13 protein-coding genes are annotated in these 14,545 nt (G+C 69.3%); 10 read left to right on the plus strand and 3 right to left on the minus strand.

Annotated elements, in window-relative coordinates; all coding sequences use genetic code 11:
* The first annotated feature begins 64 nt into the window (after window positions 1–64).
* The 9 genes from nuoH to GEV10_03590 all read left to right on the plus strand — a co-directional run bounded on the left by nuoH (window position 65) and on the right by GEV10_03590 (window position 10,378).
* Entirely contained in the window at window positions 65–1,363 is a 1,299-nt protein-coding gene (nuoH, locus tag GEV10_03550) for an NADH-quinone oxidoreductase subunit NuoH (GenBank protein ID MQA77550.1), read from the plus strand.
* Between the two features lie 31 nt (window positions 1,364–1,394).
* On the plus strand, window positions 1,395–1,883 hold the full coding sequence (gene nuoI, locus GEV10_03555; protein MQA77551.1) for an NADH-quinone oxidoreductase subunit NuoI: 489 nt from the start codon (window positions 1,395–1,397) through the stop codon (window positions 1,881–1,883).
* A 187-nt stretch (window positions 1,884–2,070) separates the two neighbouring features.
* Window positions 2,071–2,874: an NADH-quinone oxidoreductase subunit J gene (locus GEV10_03560; protein MQA77552.1), complete on the plus strand. Its 804-nt coding sequence runs from the start codon at window positions 2,071–2,073 to the stop codon at window positions 2,872–2,874.
* Window positions 2,875–2,891: 17 nt separating this feature from the next.
* The gene (nuoK, locus tag GEV10_03565; protein MQA77553.1) at window positions 2,892–3,191 is read left to right on the plus strand and encodes an NADH-quinone oxidoreductase subunit NuoK; all 300 of its coding nucleotides are present in this window, start codon (window positions 2,892–2,894) and stop codon (window positions 3,189–3,191) included.
* A gap of 49 nt (window positions 3,192–3,240) precedes the next feature.
* Window positions 3,241–5,148: an NADH-quinone oxidoreductase subunit L gene (gene nuoL / locus GEV10_03570; protein MQA77554.1), complete on the plus strand. Its 1,908-nt coding sequence runs from the start codon at window positions 3,241–3,243 to the stop codon at window positions 5,146–5,148.
* A complete protein-coding gene (locus tag GEV10_03575) occupies window positions 5,145–6,671 on the plus strand; it encodes an NADH-quinone oxidoreductase subunit M (protein ID MQA77555.1) in 1,527 nt (508 codons plus the stop codon). Before nuoL ends, GEV10_03575 begins: the two co-directional genes overlap by 4 nt.
* Entirely contained in the window at window positions 6,668–8,197 is a 1,530-nt protein-coding gene (gene nuoN / locus GEV10_03580) for an NADH-quinone oxidoreductase subunit NuoN (GenBank protein MQA77556.1), read from the plus strand. Before GEV10_03575 ends, nuoN begins: the two co-directional genes overlap by 4 nt.
* Window positions 8,198–8,212: 15 nt before the next feature.
* A complete protein-coding gene (locus GEV10_03585; GenBank protein MQA77557.1) occupies window positions 8,213–9,217 on the plus strand; it encodes a polyprenyl synthetase family protein in 1,005 nt (334 codons plus the stop codon).
* Between the two features lie 258 nt (window positions 9,218–9,475).
* Window positions 9,476–10,378 carry a hypothetical protein gene (locus tag GEV10_03590; protein MQA77558.1) on the plus strand — a complete coding sequence of 301 codons (903 nt, stop codon included), beginning with the start codon at window positions 9,476–9,478 and terminating at the stop codon, window positions 10,376–10,378.
* Window positions 10,379–10,382: 4 nt separating this feature from the next.
* Here GEV10_03590 and GEV10_03595 read toward each other — a convergent pair whose 3' ends face one another.
* Window positions 10,383–10,955 (minus strand): TetR family transcriptional regulator, encoded by a 573-nt coding sequence (locus GEV10_03595; GenBank protein ID MQA77559.1) that lies wholly within the window; start codon window positions 10,953–10,955, stop codon window positions 10,383–10,385.
* A gap of 71 nt (window positions 10,956–11,026) precedes the next feature.
* Here GEV10_03595 and GEV10_03600 point away from each other — a divergent pair, with 71 nt between their 5' ends.
* Window positions 11,027–12,142 (plus strand): NAD(P)-binding protein, encoded by a 1,116-nt coding sequence (locus tag GEV10_03600; GenBank protein ID MQA77560.1) that lies wholly within the window; start codon window positions 11,027–11,029, stop codon window positions 12,140–12,142.
* A gap of 117 nt (window positions 12,143–12,259) precedes the next feature.
* On the opposite strand, the gene GEV10_03605 is transcribed toward GEV10_03600, so the two are convergent.
* Together GEV10_03605 and GEV10_03610 are read right to left on the minus strand one after the other, a co-directional pair.
* Complete coding sequence (locus GEV10_03605; protein MQA77561.1) at window positions 12,260–13,030, minus strand: enoyl-CoA hydratase; 771 nt, start codon at window positions 13,028–13,030, stop codon at window positions 12,260–12,262.
* Window positions 13,023–14,540: a tripartite tricarboxylate transporter permease gene (locus tag GEV10_03610; protein ID MQA77562.1), complete on the minus strand. Its 1,518-nt coding sequence runs from the start codon at window positions 14,538–14,540 to the stop codon at window positions 13,023–13,025. Before GEV10_03610 ends, GEV10_03605 begins: the two co-directional genes overlap by 8 nt.
* Window positions 14,541–14,545 lie beyond the last annotated feature (5 nt).

Here is a 14,545-nt window from a genome sequence, read left to right on the forward strand (position 1 = left end):
CGGTCGGCACCGGCTCTTACCTCATCGCGGCGTCTGCCGGAGAGGCGTGAGGAGGCGGTCGCGAATGTATGACGCGCTGATCTTGGCCGAGGAGCCGGGACGGGCCATCTTCGGGCACGACCCGTGGTGGATCATCCTCATCAAGGCGGTCGCGGTCTTCCTCTTCCTCACGCTCTTCACGGTGTTCAACATCATGTACGAGCGCAAGGTCGTGGCCCGCATGCACGTGCGGCTGGGGCCCAACCGGCACGGGCCGAACGGGTGGCTGCAGAGCCTCGCCGACGGCCTGAAGCTGATCCTCAAGGAGGACATCAACCCCCGCGGCGTCGACAAGATCACCTTCTGGATCGCGCCGGCGATCGCCGCCGGCGCCGCGTTCACGGCGTTCGCGGTGATCCCGTTCGGCCCCGAGGTCTCGATGTTCGGGGTCACGACGCAGTTGCAGCTCGCCGACTTCCCCGTCGCCGCGCTGTTCTTCCTGGCGATGAGCTCGCTCGGCATCTACGGCATCGTGCTCGGCGGCTGGGCGAGCGCGTCGCCGTACCCGCTGCTCGGTGGGCTGCGGTCGTCGGCGCAGATGATCAGCTACGAGGTGGCGATGGGCCTCTCGTGGGTGACGGTGTTCATGGTGGCCGGTTCGATGTGGACGTCCGACATCGTGGCGGCGCAGGCCGACCAGTGGATGCTGGTGCAGACGGCTTTCGTCCCGTTCGTCATCTACATGATCGCGATGGTCGGTGAGACCAACAGGGCGCCGTTCGACCTGCCGGAGGCAGAGGGCGAGCTGGTCGGCGGCTACCACACCGAGTACTCGTCGGTGAAGTTCATGAACTTCTTCCTCGCCGAGTACGTGAACATGGTCACCGTCTCGGCGATCGCCACGACCATGTTCCTCGGCGGCTGGCGCGCCCCGTGGCCGATCTCCCTGTGGGAGAACGCCAACCAGGGCTGGTGGCCGCTGCTGTGGTTCTTCGGCAAGCTGCTGCTCCTGCTGTTCGTCTTCATCTGGCTGCGCGGTACGCTGCCGCGGCTGCGCTACGACCAGTTCATGAAGCTGGGCTGGAAGGTCCTCATCCCCGTCGCGCTCGGCTGGGTGATGTTCGTCGGTGCGATGCGGCACGCGACGTCGTACGGCACGACACCGCGGATCATCGTGGCCGTCGCGCTGTTCGTGGTGCTGATCGCCGGCTACGCGCTCTGGGACCGCAGCCAGCGCCGGCGCGAGCGGGCCGAGGCGGCCGAGGACGAGGACTACGCCAAGCGGATCGAGGAGGACCCCATGGCAGCGGGTTATCCGGTGCCCACGCTCGACGCTCCTCATCTGCGTGACGTCGCACACCGGGAGGTGACACCGCGTGGCTGACATCAAGGGCTTCGGGGTGACCTTCTCGACGATGTTCAAGAAGACATTCACGGAGCTGTACCCCGAGGTCAGGAAGGACACGTTCCCGCGGTTCCACGGCCGGCACCAGCTGAACCGCTGGCCCGACGGCCTGGAGAAGTGCATCGGCTGCGAGCTGTGCGCGTGGGCGTGCCCGGCGGACGCGATCTACGTCGAGGGCGCGGACAACTCCGACGACGACCGCTACTCGCCCGGGGAGCGGTTCGGGCGGGTCTACCAGATCAACTACCTGCGCTGCATCCTGTGCGGGCTCTGCATCGAGGCATGCCCGACGCGCGCGCTCACCATGACCAACGAGTACGAGCTGGCCGACGACAACAGGAACGAGCTCATCTACACCAAGGAGATGCTGCTCGCCCCGCTGCGCGAGGGCATGGAGGCTCCGCCGCACCCGATGCGTCTCGGCGAGACGGAGACCGACTACTACGTCCACGCCACCCGCGAGGACGTCAGCACCGAGAAGCCGCGGGAGGACGTGTGACGAGCACTTCCGCGAAGGAGCTCCGCGAGGGAGGAGGCGGTCGCGGATGACGAGCACGGTCGGCTTCTGGTTCGCGGCGGTGGTGCTGCTCGTCGCCGCGGGGGCGGCGGGCGCGACCCGGCGCTACATCCTGTCCGGTGTCATCGGCACCATCGGGCTGCTCTCGATCCTGTTCGCGCTCGGCGGCATGCCGGTCGCGCACGGCGGCGAGGCGGCGACGTTCTGGATCTGCTCGCTGGTCGCGGTGCCGGCGGCCGTCACGATGGTGGCGGCGAAGAAGGCCGTGCACAGCGCGCTGTGCCTCGCGGTCGTGATGATCACGCTCGCCGTGCTCTACGCCGTGCTCGAGGCGCCGTTCCTCGCGTTCGTGCAGATCATCGTCTACACCGGCGCCGTCCTGATGCTGTTCCTCTTCGTACTGATGCTCGTCGGCGTCGACTCTTCCGACGCGTTGACCGAGACGATCCGCGGCCAGCGCGTCGCGACGATCGTGCTGGGCTTCGGGTTCCTGCTGCTCATGCTGTCCGGCGTGGGTGCGGCTCTGTCCTCCACGTCCGCGGGCAGCCTCGAACGCGCGAACGCCGACGGCAACGTCCTCGGCATCGCGACCGACCTGTTCACCACGTACGTCTTCGCGTTCGAGGTGACGAGCGCGCTGCTCATCACGGCGGCCCTCGGCGCCATGGTGCTCGCACACCGGCAGCAGACGAAGGTCGGCCAGAAGGTCCTCGGCCGCCGGCGGATCGCTGGTCCCGACCCGGGACCGATGTCTCCTCCCGGCGTGTACGCCCGCCACAACTCGGTCGACACGCCCGCGCTCCTTCCCGACGGCACGCCGTCGGAGCTCTCGGTGCACCAGGTGTTCCGCACCAGGGGCGTCGTCCGCGAGGTGGAGACCACGCCGGGCGGTGCCGTGACGGTCGCTCCGGAGGAGCCGCCGAGCGAGCAGGAGAAGGGCGAGCTGTCCGAGGGCGAGAGGAAGGGCGACTGACTCATGGAGGACGGCTCATGACACCTCTCGCGTACCTGCTGCTCTCGTCCACGCTGTTCCTCATCGGCGCGGGAGGCGTGCTGCTGCGCCGCAACTCGATCATCGTCTTCATGAGCGTCGAGCTGATGCTCAACGCCGCCAACCTCGCGTTCGTGGCGTTCTCGCGCATGCACGGCGAGCTCGACGGTCAGATCGTGGCGTTCTTCGTGATGGTGGTGGCCGCCGCCGAGGTCGTGGTCGGCCTGGCCATCATCATGACCATCTTCCGTTCCCGCAGGTCGGCGTCCGTCGACGACGCCAACCTGCTCAAGTTCTGAGAGGCACTGACAGATGCCCCCAGGTGCTGTGGCGCTCGCTGCCGAGCCGATGCATCCGGCCGCGGCGAGCGGTGCCTTCTCGCTGTCCTGGCTGCTCGTCGCCCTGCCGCTGGTCAGCGCGGCCGTCCTCCTGCTCGGCGGGCGCCGCACCGACCGGTGGGGGCACCTGCTCGGCTGCGCCTCGGTCCTCGGCTCGTTCGTCATCGGCCTCGTCACGTTCTTCTCGCTGATCGCGCGAGCACCCGGTGACCGTACGGTCGCCCAGCACCTCTTCAGCTGGGTCGCGGTGGGCAGGTTCGAGGTCGACTGGGGCTTCCTGATCGACCCACTGTCGATCTGCTTCGTGCTGCTCATCACCGGCGTCGGGTCGCTGATCCACGTCTACTCCGTCGGCTACATGGAGCACGACCCCGACAAGCGGCGCTTCTTCGCGTACCTCAACCTGTTCATCGCGGCGATGCTGCTGCTCGTCCTCGGCGACAGCTACCTGATGCTCTACATCGGGTGGGAGGGCGTCGGCCTCGCCTCGTACCTGCTCATCGGCTTCTGGCAGCACAAGCCGGCGGCGGCGGTCGCGGCGAAGAAGGCGTTCGTCGTCAACCGGGTCGGCGACTTCGGCCTGTCGATCGCGGTGTTCCTGATGTTCTCGATGTTCGGCGCCGTCTCGTTCACCGGCGTCTTCAACGGGATCGACGAGGCGAGCAACGGCGCGCTCACCGTCATGGGGCTGCTCATCCTGCTCGGCGCGACGGGCAAGTCGGCCCAGGTGCCGCTGCAGTCCTGGCTGCTCGACGCCATGGAGGGCCCGACCCCGGTCTCGGCGCTGATCCACGCGGCGACGATGGTCACGGCCGGCGTCTACGTCATCGTCAGGTCCAACCCCATCTTCGAGGCGGCGCCCAACGCGCAGATCGCGGTCACGGTGGTCGGCGCGGTCACGCTGCTGTTCGGCGCGTTCATCGGGTGCGCCAAGGACGACATCAAGAAGTCGCTCGCCGGTTCGACGATGAGCCAGATCGGCTACATGCACCTCGCGGCCGGTCTCGGACCGGTCGGCGCCGCGTTCGCCATCGCGCACCTGCTCGCGCACGGCACGTTCAAGGCGGTGCTGTTCCTCGGCGCCGGCTCGGTGATGCACGCGACCAACGACCAGGTCGACATGCGCAGGTTCGGCGGTCTGCGCAAGAAGATGCCGATCACGTTCTGGACGTTCATCCTCGCGTGGGCGGCGATCATCGGCGTTCCGCTGTTCGCCGGCTGGTGGACCAAGGACAAGATCATCGAGTCCGCGTTCGCGCACGGGCCCGTCGCCGGCTGGCTGCTCGGCGGTGCCGCCGCACTCGGCGCCGCGATCACCGCGTTCTACATGACCCGCATGGTCATCATGACGTTCTTCGGCAAGCAGCGCTGGGACGACGACGTCCATCCACACGAGTCACCACCGGTGATGACGGTGCCGCTGATCATCCTGTCGATCGGCTCGGTGTTCGGCGGCTGGTTCCTCATCGGCGGTGACCGGCTGGCGCACTTCCTCGAGCCGGTCGTCGGCGAGGCGCACCACGTCGAGCCGCCGCTCACGGCGACGACGATCACCGTCGGCCTGGGCGTCCTGATGGTCCTCGGCGTGCTGCTCGCCTGGCTGATGTACGGGCGACCCGCGGTGCCGGAGGTCGCACCCGTCGGCAACGCGCTCGTCCGCGCCGGCCGCCGCGATCTCTACGGCGACGCGTTCAACGAGTCGGTGTTCATGCGCCCCGGCCAGTACCTCACGCGGTCGCTGGTGTTCTTCGACAACCGGCTCGTCGACGGCGCGGTGAACGGCATCGCCGGCCTCGTCGGCAACACTTCGTTGTGGTGGCGGCAGGCGCAGACCGGTTTCGTCCGCTCGTACGCCCTGTCGATGCTGCTCGGCGCGGCCGTGGTGTCGGCGCTCGTCCTGATCGTGGTGGTGCTGTGACCGTCCCCTGGATCACCATTATCGCGGTGCTGCCGCTGATCGGGTCGATCGTCATCGCGGCGCTGCCGCGCACGAGCACGCAGTTCGCCAAGCGGCTCGCGCTGTTCGTCTCGCTGCTCGTCCTCGTGCTCACGGCGATCATGGCCGCGCAGTTCAGGCTCGACGGCCCGCGCTTCCAGTTCGTCGAGAGCTACCCGTGGATCCCGCAGTTCGGCGTCCGCTACGCGGTCGGCCTCGACGGGATCGGCCTCGTCCTCGTCGCGCTCACCGTCATCCTCGTGCCGATCGCGCTGATGGGCGCGTGGCGCGAGAAGGGCGCCGTCCGCGGCAAGAACGGCCCAGGCGCCAAGGGCTACTTCGCGCTGATCCTCGCGCTCGAGACTGCGATCATCGGCGTGTTCGCCGCCACCGACCTGTTCGTGTTCTACGTGCTGTTCGAGGCCATGCTCATCCCGATGTACTTCATGATCGGGAGGTACGGCGGTCCTCGGCGGCAGTACGCCGCGGTGAAGTTCCTGCTGTACAGCCTGCTCGGCGGCCTGCTGATGCTCGCCGCGGTGATCGTGCTCGCCGTGACGGCCAGGCAGCAGGGCGAGACGACGTTCGCGTTCGAGGCACTGCGCAACCTCAGCATCGACGAGTCGACGCAACGCTGGCTGTTCCTCGGCTTCTTCATCGCGTTCGCGATCAAGGCGCCGCTGTGGCCCTTCCACACCTGGCTGCCCGACGCGGCGTCCGAGGGGCGACCGACCAGCGCGATCCTGCTCGTCGGCCTGATGGACAAGGCCGGCACGTTCGGCATGATCCGCTACTGCCTCGAGCTGTTCCCCGACGCCGCGCACTTCTTCACCCCCGCGGTGATCGTGCTCGCCGTCGTCGGCGTCCTCTACGGCGCGCTCGCCACGATCGGGCAGAAGGACATCGTGCGGCTGATCGCGTACACGTCGGTGTCGCACTTCGGGCTGATCGTGCTCGGCATCTTCGCGATGACGTCCCAGGGCCAGGTCGGCGCGACGTTCTACATGCTCAGCCACGGGTTCTCCACCGGTGCGCTGTTCCTGCTGGCCGGCATCATGATCGCCAGGCGCGGCTCGCGGCAGATCGACGACTTCGGCGGGGTCATCAAGGTCGCGCCGGTGCTCGCCGGCACGTTCCTCGTCGCGTGCCTGTCCGGCCTGGCCATGCCGGGACTGTCGACGTTCGTCAGCGAGTTCCTCGTGCTGCTGGGCACGTTCACCCGCTACCCGGTGCTCGCGGTGATCGCCACGCTGGGCATCGTCCTCGCGGCGCTGTACATGCTGTGGCTGTACCAGCGCACGATGACCGGGCCGGGCGGGCCCGAGGTCGCGAAGATCAAGGACCTGGGCAGGCGCGAGAAGCTCGCGGTCGCGCCGCTCGTGGCGCTGCTGCTCCTGCTCGGTCTCTTCCCCAAGCCCGTGCTCGACGTCATCGACCCCGCGGTCCAGCAGACGATGACGAGGCTCCAGGTGCAGGACGTGAGTGCCGAAGGGAACAACCCGTGAACGCGCCCGTCATCGAGTACACCCAGCTGCTGCCGGTCCTGATCGTGTTCGGCGCGGCGATCGTCGGCGTGCTCATCGAGGCGTTCGTGTCACGGGACAGCAGGCGTGCGCTGCAGATCCCGCTGACCTTCGCGTCCCTGGTGGCGGGGTTCGTCACGCTGTTCTTCATCGACGATGTCCCCAACGCCGCCGCGATGGGCGCGATCGGCATCGACGCCCCGACCCTCTTCATCCAGGGCACGATCCTGCTGCTCGCGATCGTGAGCGTGCTGCTGGTCTCGGAGCGCAAGGTCGACGGTGGTGGTCCGTTCGTCGCGGAGGCCGCGGCGCTGCCGGGCAGCGAGCAGGAGCGGCGCGGCCTGCAGGAGGGCGCGCAGCACACCGAGGTCTACCCGCTGGTGTTGTTCGCGGTCGGCGGCATGCTGCTGTTCCCCGCGTCCAACGACCTGCTGATGATGTTCGTGGCGCTCGAGGTCATGTCGCTCCCGCTGTACCTGCTGTGCGGACTCGCCCGCCGCCGGCGGCTGCTGTCGCAGGAGGCGGCGCTCAAGTACTTCCTGCTCGGCGCGTTCGCATCGGCGTTCTTCCTCTACGGTGTCGCGCTGCTGTACGGCTACGCGGGCACCATCAGGCTCGCCGGCATCGCCCAGGCCGCGAGCACGAGCGCGCAGAGCGACATCCTGCTCTACGCGGGACTCGCCCTGCTGGCCGTCGGCCTGCTGTTCAAGCTCGGCGCCGTCCCGTTCCACGCCTGGACCCCCGACGTCTACCAGGGCGCGCCCACGGCGATCACCGCCTTCATGTCGGCGTGCACCAAGGTCGCGGCGTTCGGTGCGCTGCTGCGCGTCTTCTACGTCGCGTTCGGCGGGCTGCGCTGGGACTGGCGGCCGATGATGTGGGTGATCGCGATCCTCACGATGGTGGTCGGCTCGGTGCTCGCGATCACGCAGACCGACATCAAGCGCATGCTCGCCTACTCGTCCATCGCACACGCGGGCTTCATCCTCACCGCGGTGATCGACACCTCGACCCAGGGCCTGTCGAGCGCGCTGTTCTACCTGGCGGCGTACGGGTTCTCGGTGATCGGTGCGTTCGCGATCGTCACCCTCGTCCGTGACGGCGGCGGTGAGGCCAACGACCTGTCCCGGTGGGTGGGCCTGGGTCGCCGGTCACCGGTGGTCGCGGCGATCTTCGCGTTCTTCCTGCTCGCCTTCGCCGGCATCCCGTTGACCAGCGGGTTCACCGGGAAGTACGCCGTGTTTCTCGCGGCGGTCGACGGCGGCGCGCTGCCGCTGGTGATCGTCGGTCTGTTGAGCAGCGTGGTGGCCGCCTTCTTCTACGTGCGGGTCATCGTGCTGATGTTCTTCCAGCAGCCGAAGGAGGAGGCCGCGACCGTCGCCGTACCGAGCATGTACACCTCGATCGCCATCGGACTCGGGGTAGCGGTTACGGTGGTGCTTGGCATCGTGCCTGGTCCGGTGCTGCAGCTGGCGCAGCAGGCGGCCCAGCACCTGTTCGTCGGCTGAGGGGAGTGGAGCGGCATGTCCCGCGGCTCCTCGATCGGCACTGCCTTTCCGGTCGCCGACCCCGCCCTCGACACGTCGTTGCGGCTGCGCCTCGAGGCGGTCGAGGAGCTCCTCCTGCAGTCGGTCAAGAGCGAGTACCCGTTCGTCTCCGAGACCTCCAGCCACCTGCTCGTCGCCGGTGGCAAGAGGTTCCGGCCGTTGCTGACGCTGCTCGGCGCGCACTTCGGTGACCCCGAGGCGTCCGGCGTCGTGCCGGCGGCCGTGGTGGTCGAGCTGACCCACCTGGCGACCCTGTACCACGACGACGTCATGGACGAGGCCGTCCTGCGCCGCGGGGCGCAGAGCGCCAACGCTCGCTGGGGCAACACGGTCGCGATCCTGACCGGCGACTTCCTGTTCGCGCGGGCGTCCGACCTGCTCGCCGACCTCGGCCCGGAGTGCGTGCGCATCCAGGCCCGTACCTTCGAACGCCTGGTGCACGGCCAGATTCGCGAGACCGTCGGCGCCGAGGAGGGCGCCGACACCGTCGCCCACTACCTGCGGGTGATCGGCGACAAGACCGCGTCGCTCATCGCCACGTCCGGCCGTTTCGGCGCCTTGCTCGGCGGCGCCGACGACGCTGTGGTCGGCCACGTGACCCGCTATTGCGAGCGCATCGGCATGGCGTTCCAGCTGAGCGACGACCTGCTCGACATCGTCGGCGACTCCACCGAGTTCGGCAAGACCCCCGGCACCGACCTGCGCGAGGGCATCCACACCCTCCCGGTGCTGTACGCGCTGCGCTCCGGCGACCCCGCCGACGCCCGCCTGCACGACCTGCTCGCCACCGACTTCGACGACGACGCCAGGCACGCCGAGACCCTCGCGCTGCTGCGCGCCCACCCGGCGATGCGCGAGGCTCACGACGACCTCGTCCGCTGCGCCGAGGACGCCCGCGCCGCCCTCGAACCCCTCCCCGACGTCCCGTCCAGAGCCGTCTTCGAGTCCCTCTGCGACTACGTGGTGGCCCGCACCGTCTGACCCGCAGCGCCGCACCGTCTGACCCGCAGCGCCGCACCGTCCCACGCTGGTTCCACGTCACATGGCACTACCGGACCACCGGCGACTTCACATGGCACTGCCTGGTCGAATGCCGCCTATGTCCCGGTTCGTCGCCGGTAGTGCCATGTGAGGTGAGCGACCGGCCCGGTAGTGCCATGTGACGTGGGTGCGGGGTCACTGTCCACATATCGCGGTGGGTGACTCGTGCTCCGGGGTAGTCGTGCCGATGTACGGGACATGGACGACGACATCGTGACCCGCGCGAGCGCGGTTCGGAACGGGCGTACCAAGGGCCAGATCGACTACCTGGTCGACGTGGGGCAGTGGGTGCGGTTACGCGACGGCATCTACTGTCCGCGGGCCGCCCTGGACACCGTCTCGTCGGAGCGTGCGCGCCACCGCCTCCTCGTGCTGGCGGCTCAGCGGTGCCTGCGCGACGAATCGGTCGCGAGCATGTGGTCGGCGGCGCGACTGCACGGACTCCCGGTCCCGCCGACATGTGACCACGAGGTCGAGCTCACCCGCGAGACGAGTCGAGTTCGGCGCTATCCCGGGTTGCATGTGCGGGTTGCCGCGCTGCCGCCCGATCACCTGGCGTCGCTCGACGGCGTGATCGCGACGTCTGCTGCCAGGACGGTCGTCGACCTGGCCAGGAACCTTCCGCTCATCGACGGTGTGGTGGTCGCCGACGCCGCACTCCATCAGGGCCTGACGACGAAGGTCGATCTCGTCTCGGTCGTCAAGACGTGCCGACGTTGGCCGGGCGCCGCGCAGGCGCGTGGAGTGGTCGAGTTCGCGGACGGCGGAGCTGAGTCCCCGCTGGAGTCGAGGTCCCGTGTACGCCTCGTCCGCGACCTCGGCCTACCGACGCCGGAGCTCAACGTCGTGATCCCCGGTAGGGACGGGCGGCCGCTCGCGCGAGTCGACATGTACTGGCCGGAGTACCGAACGATCGGCGAGGCCGACGGCGCCATGAAGTACGGGGGAGGTGCGAGCACGCTCTTCCGCGAGAAGCTGCGCGAGGACGACCTGCGCGATCTCGACTACCAGTTCGTCCGCTGGACGTGGTGGGACATGGAAGGGCGGGCGATCCAGGTCGTCGCGCGCATCCGGCGGGCGTTCGCCCGCTATGCGGCGTGATACGTCAGCCACCCCCGCCGGTCACCGCGCGCAGCGCCTCGGCCAGGTCGCGGCCCGAGGGGGCGCGGTCGGGGTCGATGAGCCACTGGCCGAGCACGCCGCTCAGCAGTGCCGAGTAGAACGAGCCGAGGGTGCGGCTCTGCTCGTCGGTGACGTCCGCCTCGTCGATGCCCTGGATCACGGCGACCAGCCCGCGGCGTCCCTCCTCCTGGCCGGCGGCGAGCTGCGCGCGGAGCTCGGGGGACCGGCGGGCCTGCAGGAAGCTCTCGAAGCTGGCGGCCGCGAGCTCGGGCTGCCGGGTCGCCACTTCGAGGAGCCCCGTCCAGGCCGTCGCGAACCGCTCGATCGGGTCGCTGACGTCGTCGTCCGGCATCGCCGTGGCGAACTCCGCGCCCCACGAGTCCATGACCTCGAAGAGCGCGGCGTTGAGCAGCGCCTCCTTCGAGCCGAAGTGGTACCCGATCGCGGCCAGGCTGGTGCCCGCTGCCGAGGCAATGTCGCGCGCGGTGATCTGGGCGTATCCCTTCTCGCGCAGACACCGCACCGCGCCGCCCAGCAGGTCTTCCCGGTTACCCATGCGGTGACTGTAGCGCACGTCTGAGACGAACGTCTTGCACAAATGTCTCAGACGTGCGTACGATCCTCGGCATGGAGCACACCCCGGAACACACCCGCATCCTCGTCTCGGGCGGCGGCATCGCCGGCCTCGCACTCGCGTACTGGCTGCGCCGATACGGCTTCCGCCCTACCGTCGTCGAGCGGGCTGCCGCCCTGCGCGGGGGCGGTCAGGCCGTCGACCTCCGCGGAGCCGCACGCGACGTCGCCGAACGCATGGGCCTGATGCCCGACATCAGGTCGGCGCACACCGGTACCCGCGGCATGGCGTACGTCGACAGGCGCGGCCGCCGGCTGGCGTACATGGACACCGAGTCGTTCGGCGACTCGGGCGGCGCGATCGCCGACATCGAGATCCTGCGCAGCGACCTGGTGCGGATTCTTCTCGCGGCCGCGCAGGACGGCGTCGAGTACCTCTTCGACGACTCGATCACCGCGCTCACCGAGACCCCGGACGGTGTCGAGGTCGGGTTCGAACGGTCCGCGCCGCGCGTCTTCGACCTCGTGGTCGGCGCGGACGGAACGCGCTCGAACGTCCGCCGTCTCGCGTTCGGCCCCGACGACGGCTACGTCACCGACGGCGGCCACTACCTGGGAATCTTCGCGACGACGACGCCGTACGACCTCGACGGCTGGCAGGTCATGTACGCGATGCCGGGCAGGCTGGCGGGCCTGTACCCGACCGGGAGTGAGGGTGACGCGCGGGCGATGCTGTTCTTCCGCTCACCGCCGCTCGACGTCGACCGGCGCGACCTCGACGCGCAGCGGCGCGTGCTCGCGGACGCCTTCGCCGGCCAGGGGTGGGAGGTGCCCCGGCTGATCGAGGCGATGTGGCAGGCGCCCGACCTGTACGTCGACCGCGCGGCGAAGGTGACGATGGACCGCTGGTCGAGCGGCCGGGTCGTGCTGCTCGGGGATGCGAGCTTCGCCGGCTCGGTCGGCATGGGAACGAGCATGGCGCTGGTGGGTGCGTACGTCCTGGCGGGGGAGCTTGCCGTCGCCCGCGACCACCGCGCCGCCTTCACCGCGTACGAACGCGCGCTACGCGATTACGTGACGGCGTGTCAGAAGCCGCTGCCCGGCGGCGAGCGCGGGTTCCTGCCGCCGACGCGGCTGGAGATCTGGCTGCGCATCAGGTGCTCCGCCTGATGACGCGGCTTCCCGGCAAAGGACTGCTCACCGGCGGTCTGCAGGACACGGCCAACGCCGTCACGCTGAAGGACTACCGGTCGCCTCGCGTCGCCGGGAGGTGACCGGTGACGACGGTCAGTGGCCCTGCCAGGTCGGGCGTTCCTTCGCGAGGAACGACGCGACGCCGTGCACGAAGTCGTCGCTGCCGAACACCGTCCGCACGATGTCGTCGCCGTCCGGCAGCGCGGCCACCCGCAACCGGTGCACCGCCTCCTTGGCCGCCCACATGGTGAGCGGCGCGTGCTGCAGCAGGCGGTCGGTCACCTTGGCGGCGCACGCGTCGAGAGCGCCGTCGTCGCAGACCTCGGCGACGTAGCCCGCGGCGTGCGCCTCGTCCGCCGTGAACAGCCGGGCACGCAGCAGCATGTCCAGCGCCCTGGCTGGGCCGAGGTGGTGGACGAGGAGCGAGTACGAGTTCATCGACAGGCAGTTGCCGACCGTACGGGCGATCGGCACGCCGAAGCGCCCGCTGCGGGTGGCGACGCGGATGTCGCACACCAACGCGATCGCGAGCCCGCCGCCGACGCAGTAGCCGGACACCGCCGCGACCGTCGGCACGCGCACCCGCTCCAGCCGGCCGACCACCTCGCCGATCCGCGCCTCGTACGCGACACCGTCGTCGCCGCCGCTGAACTCGCGGAAGTGCGAGATGTCGGTGCCGGCGACGAACGCGCCGTCACCGGCACCCCGCAGCACCATCGCCCGTATTCCGGCGCCGTCCGCGCGTGCGCAGGCGTCGGCGAGGGCGTCGTACATCTCCCACGTCATCGCGTTGCGCTGCTCCGGCCGGTTGAACGTGACCCGCAGCACGGCGCCGTCGCGTTCGACGAGCAGTTGGTCAGACACGTGTCGTCTCCCTTCCCGGGTTCGCCTCGTCGCCCGCGCGCGACCGCCGCAGCCGGCGCCGCAGCGGCGGCCCGGCGACGAAGAGCACGGCGACGAGGAGGATCACGACGCAGATCGGCCTGGTCAGGACGATCGCCAGGTTGCCGTCGCCCAGTGCGGAGGTCTGCACGAGGGCCTTCTCGAACAGTGTGCCGATGACCAGCCCGAGCACGAGCGGCGCGATCGGCAGGTCGTACCGCTTCATCAGGTATCCCACGACGCCGAAGAAGAAGACGAGCAGCACGCTGAAGTAGTTGTTCCCGATGGCGTACGCGCCGACGAAGCTGGTGAAGAGGATCAGCGGGTACATGTACGCGTACGGCAGGCGGAGCAGCTGCGCGAACACCGGCGCCATCGGCAGGTTGAGGACGAGCAGGATCACGTTGCCGATGAAGAACGACGCGAGCAGGCCCCACACGAGCTCCGGTTGTTCCGTGAACAGCAGTGGTCCCGGCTGGATGCCGTAGATGGTGAACGCACCCAGGAGCACGGCGGTCGTCGCGCCGCCTGGGATGCCGAGCGTGAGCGTCGGGATGAAGTTGGCGTTGGCGGCGGAGTTGTTCGCGCTCTCCGGGGCGGCGACACCCTCGATCGCGCCCTTGCCGAACTCGTCGCGGTGCTTGGACACGCGCTTCTCGATCCCGTACGCCATGAACGACGCGAGCGTCGACCCGGCGCCCGGCAGGCAGCCGAGCAGGAACCCGATGACGCTGCCGCGCCCGATGGCACCGCGCGAGCGCGCGATGTCGGCCCGCTTGATCACCAGGTCGCGGAAGCGGGCGCGGATCGGGTCGACCGCCCCGACGCGGATCTGGTACAGCACCTCGCCGACGGCGAAGAGGCCGATCATCACCTGGACGTACGGGATGCCGGACAGCAGGTTGACGCTGCCGAACGTGAAGCGCGCCGTGTCACCCGCCGCGTCGGTACCGACGCAGGCGAGCAGCACGCCGGCGACGGCCATGGCGAGGCTCCTGAGCTTCGACTCCCCGGAGAAGCTCACGATGGTGGCGAGGCCGAGGGCCATCACGGCGAGGTTCTCCGGCGGGCCGAAGTCCAGCGCGAACCGCGCGAGCGGGGGAGCGACGGCGGAGAGGAGCAGCAGCGAGAACACCGCTGCCACGAACGAGCCGATGGCCGCGATCGCCAGTGCGGGACCCGCGCGTCCCTGCCGCGCCATCTGGTAGCCGTCGATCGTGGTGACGACGCTCGACGCCTCGCCCGGCGTGGAGATCAGCACCGAGGTGATGGTGCCGCCGTACTGCGAGCCGTAGTAGATGCCCGCCAGCATGATGAGGGCGGTGACCGGCTCGAGGGTGAGCGTGAGCGGGATGAGCACGGCCACGCCGGTGCTCGAGCCGAGTCCGGGGAGCAGGCCGATGATCGTGCCGAGCAGCACTCCGACGAAGCACCACAGCAGGTTCGTCGGGGTGAACGCGGTCTCGAAGCCGAGCAGGAGGTTCTGCAGCATCGACC

It is taken from the genome of Streptosporangiales bacterium, assembly GCA_009379955.1.
GTDB lineage: Bacteria > Actinomycetota > Actinomycetes > Streptosporangiales > WHST01 > WHST01.